This window comes from Gemmatimonadales bacterium (assembly GCA_036500345.1).
Classification (GTDB): domain Bacteria; phylum Gemmatimonadota; class Gemmatimonadetes; order Gemmatimonadales; family GWC2-71-9; genus Palsa-1233.
On record DASYCE010000013.1, the window covers coordinates 59948 to 72213 of the forward strand.

Below are 12266 nucleotides of genomic sequence, written 5' to 3' on the forward strand. Positions count from 1 at the left end.
CGCCAAGTTCAATTCCAGACTCCCCCGTGCCACCGTTGCAACCTCGCGGCCCGGTAAAGCGTCCCATCTGATGTGACGACACTTGCGATGACTCTTCCCGCCCTCCACCGTGCCACCACGACGATCGTCGACGCCGACGCGCTCGACGCCCGGCGCGCGGCCACGGGCGACCACGCCGCCTTTGAGCGGCTCTACCGGAAGCACGTCGCCCGGATCCATACCCTGGTCCGCCGGATGGCAGGCCCCGGCCCAGCCGATGACCTGACCCAGGACGTTTTCATCCGCGCCTGGGACAAGCTGGCGTCGTTCCGGGCCGAGAGTGCCTTCGGGACCTGGCTCTACCGCCTGGCGGTGAATGTGGTCCTGTCGCGTCGCCGGAGCGAAAAGAACGAGCGGATCTGGATCATGGAGGACGAGGTTGCCGCGGAGATGGTCGGCACCGTCAGCCATCACCCCGCGGCGCGGATCGATCTCGATACCGCGATCGCCCGCCTCCCCGACGGCGCGCGAAAGGTGTTCGTGCTGCACGACGTCGAAGGATGGACGCACGAAGAGATCGCCGAGGAGATGGGACTGGTACCGGGGACGTCGAAGTCGCAACTCTCACGGGCGCGGGCCGCGTTGCGGAGGATGCTCGATGCATCGTGATCACGACAACGATCCCGGGCTCGCGGACGAGATCGCATCGCTCCGCAATGCCCCGCCTTCCACCGACCTCTGGCCGGGGATCGCCCGACAACTCGAGCCGCGGCAGCCGCGTGGCACGCTGCTCATTCGCTGGCCGGTCGCGATTGCTGCGGGGCTGGTCCTTGCAGTGGCGACATCGGCCGGGACACTGATTGCGTTGCGGTTGACGCGCAGTCCGGCCGCACCCGCGGCCACGACGACCGTTGCCGCGGCGCCCACCGCACCGGCGGGTACCAGCCCGGCCGTCGCCGCCTCATTTGCGCCGGCGGATTCGGCGCTCGCAGGCGCCATCAACGACCTGGAGCGCGCGGTGCGCTCCAACCTCAGCCACGTCGACCCCGAGGCGCGCAACAGCATCAACCAGAGCCTCACGCTGCTCGACCAGGCGATCGCGCAGGCGGCAGCGCGGCAAAGTGCCGCACCCAACGACCCGCGCGTCGCGAGCTATCTCACCAGCACGCTGCGCAAGAAGCTGCAGCTGTTGCGCACCGTGTCCGAACTCACCCGGCGGGAGAGCTGATCATGTCGATTGCACTACTGGCCATCGCTGCCGCACTCACCGGTCGCGACGTCGACACCACCGTCCATCTCCCCCGCAACGGCGCGGTCGAGATCGACACGAGGAACCGCGACGTGGTGGTGCGAATCGGCAGCGGCGACCAGGTCATCATCCGCGGTGGTTCGGGCGAACTCGACGGCGGCACGCTGCAAGTCGACGGTGAGAGCCGGCGCGGCCATGGCTCGGGCGGCGGTGCGGTCGACATCACCGTCCCGTCCTGGGCGCGGGTCGAGGTCAACACGATCAGCGGGAACATGACCTTCAATGGCACGCCGGCGTCGCTCGACGCGCAGTCGGTCAACGGATTCATTCACGTAAACGGCGGATCGGGCACGGCGGACGTCGAGACGGTGGCCGGCGAAGTGACGGTCAACGATTTCCATGGGACCAAGCTCTCGGCGAGCACCACGGGCAGCAACCTGACGATCACCAACTCGACCGGCGAGATCGACGCCGAGAACGTCAACGGCGACGTGACGCTGCGCGGCGTCCGGTCGACGCATGTGTCGGCGTCGACGGTGAACGGAGGAATCGCATTCGAGGGTGCGTTCGTGACGGACGGGTCGTACGAGTTCGAGAGTCAGAACCGCGACGTCACGCTGACTGTCCCGGGCGACGTCAGCGCCCGCATGAAGATCTCGACGATGAATGGCCAGCTCATCTCACCGGATATTCCGGCGACGACCTCGGGCGGCCGCGCTCGCGATCAGATGGCCGGCGGCAAGGGGAAGCACAAGGGAAGCAGCAACAGCGACGATGACGAGCACGACTTCACCGTCGTCTACGGCAGCGGATCGGCGCGGGTGAGCGTCGACGTCTTCAACGGCAACGTCGTCGTCCGCCGCGCCGATCGGCGCCCCTGAACCTCAGGAGAACTTCGGCGGGCGGCGGGTATGAATGTCGCTCGCCGTCTGCCAGGCGTGTGCCAGCCGTAGCAGCAGGTCTTCTCGATAGAGTGCCGCGACGAACGAAATCCCCTGATTGCCAGGATCATTCGCGGCCGCCCCCTCCCGCACCACCAGCGGTGCCACGACCTGCGGATGCCCGGTCAGGTTGGTCGCACCGAGATTTCCGCCGCCGACCACGATATCGACGTCCTTGAAGAAATCGTCGTAATGGTTGATCAGCAGCGTCCGCGCGCGGTTGGCGAGGACGTAGTCGACGGCGGAGACGAGCGTCGCCGACCGGAAGGTGGTGGGCCACGCGTTGGCATCCTGCAGGACCATCTTGTCGACGGTGTTGTCGCGGGTGATGTCGGCGAACGCCGCGCCCGCTTCGACGTTGAGGATGCACGACAGCGCGTTGGTCGACGGCTCGGTCGGCCAGGTGATCGGGACGAATTTCGCCCCCTGCTTGGCGAGCGCGTCGAGGACCGTCTTGGTCGCCTGGTAGTTCGCCATCGCCGCCGCAGGATTCCCGCCGCGGCCGCGTCCTCCCCCGGCGCCGCCGCCACCACTCGCGGCCGCCGCGCGCATCGCCGCAGTGTCGGGCGGCTGCATCATGTTCTGCGGCACACCGATCCGGATCGACGCCAGCGGAAGCGCCGGATCGAACTCGAACGGCATCGTTCGCGTCGACGGATCGCGCGGATCGGCGCCATTGATCGCCGCGAAGACGAGCGCGAGATCCTCCGCACTCCGTGCGATCGGCCCGATCTTGTCCATCGTCCACGAGAGCGCCATCGCGCCGTATCGTGAAACGCGCCCGTACGTCGGCCGCAGCCCGCTGACGCCGCAGCGAGTGGACGGCGAGATGATCGAACCCTGGGTCTCCGTGCCGATGGCGAATGGATACAGACCTGCCGAGACACCGCTGGCCGAGCCGGCTGAAGATCCGCTTGATCCTTGCGCAGTATTCCAGGGATTCTTCGTCTGCCCGCCAAACCAGGTGTCGTCCTGGGCGAACTCACCGAGCGAGGTCTTGGCGACGAGCACCGCGCCCGCGGCGTCGAGCCGCTCGACCACTGCCGCCGTCACGTCGAGGACCTGGTCCTTGTAGATCGGCGATCCCCACGTCGTCGGATACTTCGGCACCGCGAAGAGATCCTTGGCACCGTACGGAATGCCGTGGAGCGGGCCGCGGAACTTCCCCGCCTTCGCTTCGGCGTCCATCCGGTCGGCCTGCTCAAGGGCGCGTTCGCGAGTCGGCGTGATCACGGCGAGGAGCTCGGGGTTGTACTTCTCGATCCGGGCGAGCGACCGCTCCACCAGCTGCCGCGAGGTCACGGCGCGGGAGTGAATCAGCCGGCTGAGCGTCGCGACGCCGGCGTACGCCCAGTCCGATTCCGTGGTCGGGCGCTTCGCTGCGGGGGCCGAACGCGCCGCTCGTGGAGCGCGATGCGGCTGGCCGACGGGCTCCTTCCCCACCGGCACCGGGTCGAAGTGGAAGGCGGGCGGCACGACGTTCGACATCGGGATCGCGTGGAGCGCCGCGTACCCGGCCAGATTCCGTTGCAACCCCCGGAGCATCAGGTCGCGATCCTTGTCGCGCCACGACAGGCCGAGGACGTTCTCGGCCGCGGCGATCTGCTCCTTGGTGATCGGATCGAGGGCCACCACCGCATCGTCGTCCGCGCCCGGCGCCGTCTCGGCCCAGAGCTGATGCGAGAAATCGAGCGGAAGGCCTACGGCGGCGCAGGCCGCCAGGAAGGAGCGGCGATCGACGAGGGTAGACATGGTGGCTCCGGAGGTGTGAAGGCCTGCAACCCTTGAGGTTGCCGGGCACGTCTCAGTCTTCAGAAGATCGCGCCACTTACCTGTTCAGCCAAGGACGTGTCGATGCGGACCACCCTCGTTCTGACCCTCGCGCTGGCAACGGTTGCGGCGACCGGCGCCGCGGCCCAGCGGTCGCGCCGACCGGCTCCCGCCGATCGCGACCGGCCGGAGCAGTCCTCCAGCCGGGACGACTATCACTTCACCCCCAACCTGCATTCCGGTGACCGGCTCAGCGTCAGCAACATCGACGGCGAAGTCGTCGTCACGCAGGGGCGCGGGACATCAGCCGACATCGTGGCGCACAAGATCGTGCGCCGAGGCGACGGCTCGCGGATGATGGCGGTGCTCGAGGAAGTGGACGGTGGTTATCGCGTCTGCACCGTGTACCTGCGGCGCGGCGACGCCAACGCCGACAGCTGCAACAGCCACTATAGTAACAATAGTGATAGTGATCACGACCCGCTCGACGCCGAGATGCGCTACGAGATCCGGCTTCCGGCGGGCGTCGCGCTCTCGGTCAACACCGTCGACGGTGACGTCCGCGCCACCGGACTCGATACGCCGGCGATGATCCGCACCGTCGATGGCGAGATCAGCTACGACGGCGTCGCACCCCACTCGCTCAACAGCGTCGACGGCAAGATCACCGCAACGATCTCCAATGCCCGCTGGGATCACGACCTGGCCCTTCGCAGTGTCGACGGCGACATCGACCTGACGCTGCCGGCGTCGATCGGCCTCGCAATCAGCGGCCAGACCGTTGACGGCCAAGTGCATTCCGATTTCCCGCTCACCGTCGAGGGACGTTGGGGACCGCGGTCGTTCCATGCGACGATCGGTGGTGGCGGGTCAAATGAACTGCAACTCAATACGGTCGACGGATCGATCACCCTGCATCGTGGCGGGCGAGGAGAGCGGAATGGCCACGACAACTGAACGACTCGAACTGTTGCACCGGGCCGCTCCGATGCGATTGACGATGATGGTCGCTGTCGTCGCCGCCGCAGTGACCCGGCTCCCGGCGCAGGACTATCACTTCTCGAAGGTGTTGTCCGCTGGTGCTACCCTCGAGGTGAGCAACATCAATGGCAAGGTCGACGTCACCCGCGCCTCCGGCCAGACCGCGGAGGTCACCGTGACCAAGACGGTCCGGCGTGGCGACGGCACTCTCGTCAAGGCGATCATGGACGACAGCCGCGACGGGATGCGCGTGTGCACCATCTACCTGACACGGGATCCGGAGCGCCGCAGCTGCAGCGGCGACAATGACAACAACGATCGGTCGAACGGCCGCAACCGGCTCGACGTCGACATGCGCTACACCGTACGTGTACCTCTCAACGCCCGGCTTGTCGTCGATGCCGTGAACGGGTCGGTAACGGTCAGCGGTGCCGGGACCGATTCCAAGATCGAAACGGTCAACGGCGACATCGTCTTCGACGGCATCGGCGCCCTGTCGCTCGAGACGGTGAACGGCAAGGTCGATGCGACATTTGCGCGCGCAGCGTGGGAAGGGACGATGCGTGTTTCGTCGGTGAACGGCGCGATCGACCTGACCTTCCCGGCATCGCTCAGCGCCGAGGTGCGGGGCGAGACGGTCAATGGTGGCATCGACAGCGGCGGCTTTCCGATCACGATCGAGAAGGGGTTCGGCCCCAAGTCATTCGAAGGGCGAATCGGGTCGGGCGGACGGCGGCTGGAGCTTGAAACCGTCAACGGAGGGATTTCGCTGCACAAGCAGTGACCGCTAGCTTGCAGCGTGTCAACCGATCTTTTCAGCGCGCCGGTCATCGCGGCGTGGCAGCAGCGCCTCAACCGCTCCACCCGATTCGCCGAAGCAGCGGCCGGGTGGAGCGGTCGTTTTGTCCTGGTCGAACGGGAGACCGACGGCAGCGAGCGTCGCACATGGGTGGTCGTCGACGATGGGCGCTGCACTGACGCGCGTCCCGGCACGCCACTCGACGAACAGGCCGCCGACTTCGTGCTGGCCGCCACCCCCGCGACCTGGGCCGACCTTGCCAGCGCACGCACCACTCCTGCCACTGCCGCATTGGTCGGCAGGCTTTCACTCATCAAAGGCGATCTGTTCGCCCTTGTTCCTCGTGCCAAGGCCGCTGCCGAACTCCTCCGGGCAGCTGCGGAAGGAGATCTCTGATGTCGGATATCACGTTGCAGGTCGCGGATGGCACCACTGCGCGGGCCTACGTGGCGCGCCCGGACGGCGCGACCGCCGCGCCGGGGCTGATTCTTTTCCAGGAAGCGTTTGGCGTCAACGGTCACATCCGTGATGTCGCCGGACGATTCGCGGGCCAGGGATTCGTCGTCGTGGCACCCGAGATGTTTCACCGCACGGCCGACCCGGGATTCGAGGCGAGCTACGACGATTTCGACAGCGTCCGCCCGCACATGGGCGCGCTTACCGCCAAGGGAATTGCCGCGGACGCGGAGGCCGCCCATCTCTTTCTCAGCCGCGACCCACAGGTCGACCCCGATCGCATCGTCGCGATCGGCTACTGCATGGGCGGGCGCTGTTCTTGGATTGCCAACGCGTCGCTGCCGCTGCGCGCCGCGGTTTCATACTATGGCGGTGGCATCGTCCCGTCGCTGCTCGACCGCGCAGCAATGCTCAACGGTCCGCATCTCTTCTTCTGGGGCGGCCTCGATACCCACATCCCGCCCGAACAGCGAGCGGCGATCGTGAGTGCACTGACGGATGCGACGAAGCCGTTCATCAATGTCGAAATGTCGGAGGCTGGCCACGGCTTCTTCTGCGACCAGCGGCCGGCGTATCACGCCGATTCGGCCGCCGAATCGTGGGCATTGACGCTCGAGTTTTTCCGGAGGAAGCTGGCGTAGGCCCTCGCCGCCCTTCGACAGGCTCAGGGGAGGCGCTCGGGACGCACCGCGATCGGCGCGGCAAGAACCGGCTCCGGGATCGCGAATGCATCGGTGATCTCTTCGGCGATCGGGCGCAGTTCACCGGCGCACTTGTTGACCAGGTAGCGGATCGCCTTGGCTTTCGGCGTTTCCACCGCGCCGCTCATCATGTACCACCCCATGTCGCGTTCGATGCAGCCGGCCCAGAAGGTGTCGCGAATCAGCGCCAGCAGCGGCCGCAAGGACGCGCCGGCCCGCTCCACTTCGTCCTGCACCGCTTCGAACGATTCCCGCTCCACGTGCGCCGTCGCGAGGTGCATCAAATGGTCCTGCACCTCGATCATTGCACTGGTCGGATCGCGACGCTTGAGCGCCGCCCGAAGCCGGCGTGCCGCCGCATCGAGGAGCCGATCCTCGCGATATCGGAGCAGCGTGAGCTGTGCCCCCGCGTCGCGAAGATGATCCTCGTCGTCGCGGCGCGCCGTCACCGGGTTGAGCGACCGGAGCGCCGCTCCTGCTCGACGCGTCAGCAGGCGGATCACGCCCATCTCCGCGAACGCCTGGCGATAGCCGGTCAGCAAACCCTTCGCGAGCAGCTGCATCAGGACGGTATTGTCGCCCTCGAAGGTGGTCCAGACGTCGATGTCGCGACGAAGCACGGCGATCCGGTTGGCCGCGAGATATCCCTGTCCCCCACAGCACTCGCGCGCGTCGGTCACGGTGTGCTGGGCAAACCAGGTGGTGTACGCCTTGAGCCCCGCCGCGAGCGCCTCGACCATCCGGGTGTCTTCAGCGCCCCGCATGGCCGCGAAGCGATCGACCAGGCGCGACAGCGCGATATCGAGGACGATGCTCGTCGCCAGTGGGGGAAGGAGGCGGCGCTGATGGGTCCGATAGTCGAGGAGGAGCGTCTCCGGCTGACCAGGTTCGCCGAATTGTCGCCGCCGATTGCCGTAACGAATCGCGACCGTCAATCCGGTCTTCACCGCTGACAGCGCCGAGAGGCCGATGGTGATGCGCCCGCCAACCAGCGTCCCGATCATCGTGAAGAAGCGCTTCGCCGGGCTCTCGATCGGCGACGAATAGACGCCGTCGGGCGAGACATCGCCGAACCGGTTGAGGAGGTGCTCGCGCGGAACCCGCACCTGATCGAACCAGATCCGGCCGTTGTCGACGCCGTTGAGTCCTTCCTTGTGGCCGGTATCCTCGATGCGGACGCCGGCCAGCAGCTGTCCTCCGGGATCACGCACCGGCACCAGCAGCGCGTGGACACCATGATTGGTGCCGTCCACGATCAGCTGCGCAAACACCGTCATCATCCTGCCGTGCAGCGCCGCGTTGCCGATCCATTCCTTGTGTGCGCTGTCCCTCGGCGTGTGGATCACGAATTCGCGCGTCGCCGCGTCGTATGTCGCGGTGGTTTCGAGGTCGCGGACGTTCGATCCGTGGCCCAGTTCCGACATCGCGAATCCACCGAGGAGTGCACCCCGACAGATCGCAGGAAGAAAATGCTCGTGATGCCAGCGAGTGCCGAGGAGGAGGACGCTTCCCTGGAACAGGCCGTATTGTACGCCGAACTTGATGGTGAGCGAGAGGTCATGAAACGCGATCGTCTCGAACGCGGCGAGAAATGCGCGGGGGTCGCCCTGGCCGCCGAACTCCGCGGGGACCGCCAGCGCGCCGAGCCCGTCGGTCGAGAGGAGGCGGAGCCAGTCGAGAACCACGGTGCGGTAGGTCGCGTCGTCGGTCGCAGCGTGGTATGCGAACTCGGGGCGGCTGAGAATCGTGCGCACGCGGTCGCGCACCGGTTCTTCGGCACCGTCGAGCAACGCTTTCAAGGCCGCCACGTCAACGGGCGGTGAGGGGCGCAACGGCGCCGGCTCGCGAACGACGCGTTCGGGAACTGTCGGACTCATGCGGCTCGGAACCCCACGGTCGCCTTTCGTTCAAGTTTCCCCCATCCAACCAATCCGCCGCGCAACGCGGCGACGATCGACCGCAATACCACCCAGTACAGCAGCTGGCGATACGCGAAACGCTGCAGGAACACCAGCCACGTGAGCCGCCGGTCCTCCCCAGGCTCCATCAGGAACGACAGAATTGCGGCGAGCCAGTCGACCGCGATGAAGATGCCATACCAGCCGACGATCTTGCTCAGTGCATCGATCGCGTAGGTGGTGTTGTGCTCGCGGTACATCACCATGACCCATGCAAGCGAGAAGACGAAGACGAGATCCGCCACCGGTGCGATGCACGAGAAGAAGAGCTGGTAGATCCAGACGTTGGGCAGGGCCACGAAACCAAGGGTGCCGGCGCGCGGACGGAAGAGAAGATCGCGATGCTTCCACGCGCACTGGAGTGTGCCGAATGCCCAACGGAATCGCTGTTTCGCCAGACCGCGGAACGTGTCCGGCGCCTCGGTCCATGCCACGGCGTGATCGGCGTAGGCAACGCGATAGCCACGGCGCCCGATCGAGAGAGTGAGATCCTGGTCCTCTGCGAGCGTATCGTTGGAAAAGCCGCCGACTTCAATCGTGAGCGACTTGCGCCACGCCCCGATCGCTCCCGGGACCACCATGATGCAGTCGAGGAGGGCGAAGGCGCGCCGATCGAGGTTCTGCGAGGTGACATACTCGAGCGCCTGCCATCGCGTCACGAGATTGATCCGGTTGCCGACCTTGGCGTTGCCGGCGACCGCGCCGACGTGGTGATCGGCCAGCGGCGCCACCAGGTGGCCGACAGCATCCGGCTCGAAGAGCGTGTCGGCGTCGAGCGCGACGATGATCTCGCCCTGCGCTTCGCGAATCCCGAAGTTGAGCGCGCTCGCCTTCCCGCCGTTCGGCTTGGTGAGCACGTGCACCCGTGGATTGCCGGCAAAGGCGCGCTCCGCCACGCCGAATGTGTCGTCCGGCGAGCCGTCATCCACGACGAGAACCTCGAGCGATCCGTCGTAGCGTTGCGCCAGCAGCGAATTGACGGTCGCAACGATGACCGCTTCTTCGCGGAATGCCGGGATCACGACGCTCACCGCCGGTGAGAAGTCGACGGCCTCCGGGCGCCGCCGGAATCGCTGCACCGCGGCGAGCGCGAGGATGATGACCAGGCGGATCATCGCGAGGTAGATCGCGATGTAGAAGAGATGATGAAAGCCGACCTGGATGATGCTCACGCCGCCGAAGAGCACCAGCTCCACCACGCGCGCGAACGAACTGCGGCCGCTGATCGGCGGCATGACGATGGTGGGCGGCAGATTCGCGAGCCGGCCCAGCGGGACGATCGTGTCGCCATGCGCGCGGAGCGAGTCGATCAGGGGACCAAGCACCGCCACCGTCCGCGCGCGGTTGCCGCCGCCGTCGTGCAGCAGCACGACGTTCCCCGACTTGCCCGCGAGGCGCTGGAGGCCGTCCGCGCGGCCCTGCATCACGTTCTGGAGAATGCCGCGCACCGTCGTGGTGTCGCGCCAATCCTCGCCGTCGACGCTGACACCGGCGGTGATATAGCCGAGATCGGTCGCGATCGCGATCGGCACCAGCTCGTCCGGCGTGCTCGGATCATTGTCGCCGAGATATGGCGTGCGGGTGAGGATCGTCCGCCGGCCGAGAATCGCTTCGAACAATCGCGCCGTCGCATCGAACTCGAGACGCGTACGCCACCGTCCCGTTTCGGCGAGGTTGGGATGGGTGAAGGTGTGGTTGCCGATTTCGTTGCCGTCGCGGACGATCCGGCGGGTCAAGCCGTAGTTGGCAAGGACCTGGTCGCCGATGAGGAAGAACGTCGCCGTGGCATGCCTCGACTTCAGCGTGTCGAGAATCGCCGGCGTCCACCGGATGTCGGGGCCATCGTCGAACGTCAGCGCAACTTCGTGATCCTGCTCCCCGGTCCGGGCCACGATCCACTCGCCGGGGACGCTGTCATACACCACGCTGGTGATCCCCCCGGTGCTGTCGGTCGAGATCTCGCGTGTTCCGGGAAACGGCTGGTTCGCGATGGTGATCAGGTCACCATCATTGTCGTGCGGCACGAACTCGACGTTGTAGCCGGGATCGATCGTTCCGAGCGAATCGACCGGCTGCATCTCGCCGTGTCGTCCGAACATGCGCCACGTCGAGGGATCCTCGCCGCCGAGACGCCAGATCGCGGCGGATGTCACGCCGCGCGCGCGCGCAATCCGCATCTCATCGGCGGCGGTCGTCGCATCGAGATACCAGACGAAGTGGTCGACCGAATCGGCGTCGGTCCATGAGAGGTAGGGGTTGTTCACGTCGGGGTCGAAGAGCGGCAGGACATGATTCTGCCGCGCCAGCTGCCAGATATCGGGGACACCGTAGGAGACGATCTGACCATTGGCGCCGGCATCATTCCAGTCGTAGCCGTACTCGCCGATCCCCATCATCACCTTCCCAGGCGGAATCACGGCAAGCATGCTGTCCACCATCTCCGTGTACCAGCCCCGGCCGGACACCGGCCCCGGGTCGCTCTGCGAATAGTGCTCGTCGTACAGCATCAGGATCAGCTTGTTGCACCGATCGGAAAAGCGCCGGACCCAGTCCATCGGCAGGTAATCCTGGATCGCCTGGGTGATCAGTTTCCCGGGGCCGAGGGCCGCGCGGAGATCTCCGAGAAAGGCGTCGAGATACGGCAGCTGTTCGTCAGGGATGCTTTCAAAGTCGATGGTAACGCCGGCAAGGTCGAGCGAGTCGACGTGTTGCGCAATGCGGATCGCCGCGCGACGTCGCGCGGTGGAATCCATCAGCAGCCGAGTCGTGGTTGCGCCCCCAAACCGCCCCTTGGTGTTCTCCTGCACGTTGCTCAGCATCAGGAGAACCTTCGGGCGGCGATCCTTCGGGACGTGGCCGATCAGCCGGAGGATGTTGTTGGTGTCCCCCGCAATCCGGAGCGTGTCACCGCTCGGCGCGATGAACGCCCACTCGGCGATCACCCAATCGAGCCGGTCCAGATGCGCCCGCAGCGACTGGTACGAATGTTCATCCCAGTTGACGTAGAACCCGGCCATGATCGAGTCGTTGGCCACGGGACCACCGCGAGGGCGTCCGTTGTTGTGACTCTTCTGAAGCGGCTCCTCGCCATGGCGGAGGGCGCGATACAGCTTGCTCCGCTCGGCGTCATGCTCCCGTGCCGCACGAGTATTGACCCGGGGCACCGGCCGGCGATCGGTCGGATCGAAGGCGTTGGAATGCGGCAGCACCGGGGGAAGGAGCGCGGCGGCGATCAAGCCGACCACCACCAGGATACTGGTCGCGCCGAGGAGGACCGCTCCAATTCGGACCCGTTGCCAGCGGCGGCCACTCGGCTCACTGAAGACGGGGGCGCTGTTTCCTTGACCCGGCATCACACCTCGGCGAGGAGGTCGGGGGCGTGCTGCCCCGGACCGCAAACTCGCTACAATTCTAAACGGAACACCAACGCTT

10 protein-coding genes are annotated in these 12266 nt (G+C 66.3%); 7 read left to right on the plus strand and 3 right to left on the minus strand.

Translation table 11 applies throughout. From position 1 onward, the window contains the following. The first annotated feature begins 87 nt into the window (after positions 1–87). The 3 genes from VGM20_07570 to VGM20_07580 are packed head-to-tail and all read left to right on the plus strand — an operon-like array spanning position 88 to position 2109. The gene (locus VGM20_07570; GenBank protein ID HEY4100721.1) at positions 88–648 is read left to right on the plus strand and encodes an RNA polymerase sigma factor; all 561 of its coding nucleotides are present in this window, start codon (positions 88–90) and stop codon (positions 646–648) included. After that, complete coding sequence (locus tag VGM20_07575) at positions 638–1207, plus strand: hypothetical protein (GenBank protein HEY4100722.1); 570 nt, start codon at positions 638–640, stop codon at positions 1205–1207. The genes VGM20_07570 and VGM20_07575 overlap by 11 nt, the downstream gene beginning before the upstream one ends. A gap of 2 nt (positions 1208–1209) precedes the next feature. Beyond that, positions 1210–2109, plus strand: a complete 900-nt coding sequence (locus tag VGM20_07580) for a DUF4097 family beta strand repeat-containing protein (GenBank protein HEY4100723.1) — start codon at positions 1210–1212, stop codon at positions 2107–2109. A gap of 3 nt (positions 2110–2112) precedes the next feature. On the opposite strand, the gene VGM20_07585 is transcribed toward VGM20_07580, so the two are convergent. Then, positions 2113–3921 (minus strand): amidase, encoded by a 1809-nt coding sequence (locus VGM20_07585; GenBank protein HEY4100724.1) that lies wholly within the window; start codon positions 3919–3921, stop codon positions 2113–2115. A 102-nt stretch (positions 3922–4023) separates the two neighbouring features. Between VGM20_07585 and VGM20_07590 the strand changes: the two genes are divergently transcribed. The 4 genes from VGM20_07590 to VGM20_07605 are packed head-to-tail and all read left to right on the plus strand — an operon-like array spanning position 4024 to position 6816. Next, positions 4024–4896, plus strand: coding sequence for a DUF4097 family beta strand repeat-containing protein (locus VGM20_07590; GenBank protein HEY4100725.1), 873 nt, complete (start codon positions 4024–4026; stop codon positions 4894–4896). Continuing rightward, the gene (locus VGM20_07595) at positions 4880–5704 is read left to right on the plus strand and encodes a DUF4097 family beta strand repeat-containing protein (GenBank protein ID HEY4100726.1); all 825 of its coding nucleotides are present in this window, start codon (positions 4880–4882) and stop codon (positions 5702–5704) included. Before VGM20_07590 ends, VGM20_07595 begins: the two co-directional genes overlap by 17 nt. A 15-nt stretch (positions 5705–5719) precedes the next feature. Continuing rightward, on the plus strand, positions 5720–6115 hold the full coding sequence (locus VGM20_07600) for an SCP2 sterol-binding domain-containing protein (protein HEY4100727.1): 396 nt from the start codon (positions 5720–5722) through the stop codon (positions 6113–6115). Beyond that, positions 6115–6816 carry a dienelactone hydrolase family protein gene (locus VGM20_07605; GenBank protein HEY4100728.1) on the plus strand — a complete coding sequence of 234 codons (702 nt, stop codon included), beginning with the start codon at positions 6115–6117 and terminating at the stop codon, positions 6814–6816. Before VGM20_07600 ends, VGM20_07605 begins: the two co-directional genes overlap by 1 nt. Positions 6817–6839: 23 nt before the next feature. On the opposite strand, the gene VGM20_07610 is transcribed toward VGM20_07605, so the two are convergent. Together VGM20_07610 and VGM20_07615 are read right to left on the minus strand one after the other, a co-directional pair. Further along, the gene (locus VGM20_07610; protein ID HEY4100729.1) at positions 6840–8753 is read right to left on the minus strand and encodes an acyl-CoA dehydrogenase family protein; all 1914 of its coding nucleotides are present in this window, start codon (positions 8751–8753) and stop codon (positions 6840–6842) included. Next, positions 8750–12187, minus strand: coding sequence for a glycosyltransferase (locus VGM20_07615; GenBank protein ID HEY4100730.1), 3438 nt, complete (start codon positions 12185–12187; stop codon positions 8750–8752). Before VGM20_07615 ends, VGM20_07610 begins: the two co-directional genes overlap by 4 nt. Between the last annotated feature and the right edge of the window lie 79 nt (positions 12188–12266).

Excerpts from the sequence above, each read along its gene's own strand:
- VGM20_07570 (HEY4100721.1), top strand. The coding sequence starts at position 88 with ATGACTCTTCCCGCCCTCCACCGTGCCACCACGACGATCGTCGACGCC.
- VGM20_07575 (HEY4100722.1), top strand. The coding sequence starts at position 638 with ATGCATCGTGATCACGACAACGATCCCGGGCTCGCGGACGAGATCGCA.
- VGM20_07580 (HEY4100723.1), top strand. The coding sequence starts at position 1,210 with ATGTCGATTGCACTACTGGCCATCGCTGCCGCACTCACCGGTCGCGAC.
- VGM20_07585 (HEY4100724.1), bottom strand. The coding sequence starts at position 3,921 with ATGTCTACCCTCGTCGATCGCCGCTCCTTCCTGGCGGCCTGCGCCGCC.
- VGM20_07590 (HEY4100725.1), top strand. The coding sequence starts at position 4,024 with ATGCGGACCACCCTCGTTCTGACCCTCGCGCTGGCAACGGTTGCGGCG.
- VGM20_07595 (HEY4100726.1), top strand. The coding sequence starts at position 4,880 with ATGGCCACGACAACTGAACGACTCGAACTGTTGCACCGGGCCGCTCCG.
- VGM20_07605 (HEY4100728.1), top strand. The coding sequence starts at position 6,115 with ATGTCGGATATCACGTTGCAGGTCGCGGATGGCACCACTGCGCGGGCC.
- VGM20_07610 (HEY4100729.1), bottom strand. The coding sequence starts at position 8,753 with ATGAGTCCGACAGTTCCCGAACGCGTCGTTCGCGAGCCGGCGCCGTTG.
- VGM20_07615 (HEY4100730.1), bottom strand. The coding sequence starts at position 12,187 with ATGCCGGGTCAAGGAAACAGCGCCCCCGTCTTCAGTGAGCCGAGTGGC.